This is a genomic window from Streptococcus sp. ELY_137 (assembly GCF_058314515.1).
This window is the reverse complement of the sequence record NZ_JBZFUL010000036.1, coordinates 1-667: the sequence shown is the minus strand read 5'-3', so window position 1 is coordinate 667 and position 667 is coordinate 1. Positions and strand designations below refer to the sequence as shown.

Here is a 667-nt window from a genome sequence, read left to right as displayed (position 1 = left end):
ACCTGACCAGTTTAGGGAGATGGCTTCTCAATCCCTGACAGGCTCTGCTCAGCCGTCCGTTCAATCGGTCAATCCTGCTAGTGTTCAGGTCCTACCAACTGCAACGTCGTCTCAGCCAGCAGCCCCTCAGTCTGTTCAGCCTGTGAATCTAGCTGGTTCCCCAGTGATTTCCGCTGTTTCGCCAGTGCCTGTTCAAGCAGGCTCCAACTTGGATGTGACATCGCAGTCAAGACCAGATTCAGCTCAGAGCGTTCAATCAGTCTCTCTGAGGCAGTCGTCTGTTCCTAAGCAGGAGACAACGCCGTCTCAGTCGGAGCAAGGGCAATATGTGCCCAAACAGATGATTGCTGACAAGCCAGTTAAATCAAAACAGGGGACTAAAAGATCTGTTCCTAACACCAATTCAGATTGGCAAAGAGGAACCAGCCGAACCTTAATTCTAGAGAATGGGCGGCCAATCTCTAGCAGCGGCGTTCGGCCGACCCCGCCCAGTAAAGAGGACTTGGAGGAGCTGGAACGGCGCCGAGCCCGCATTAAAAAGGAGGCCGAAGCCGAAGCCAAACGTCAGGAGAAGCGCAAGCCCATAAAGGCCAAGGAAGCGGAACAAAGCCAGCTTTGGCAGCAGGAACAGGACTTGTATGATGAGGAATATGAGCTCCAGTCTAAA

General features: G+C 52.9%; 1 pseudogene. It reads left to right on the top strand.

Features of this window, described 5'->3' with window-relative positions:
• Nucleotides 1–667, top strand: a pseudogene (locus tag AC4HAO_RS11310) (hypothetical protein); the annotation flags it as partial.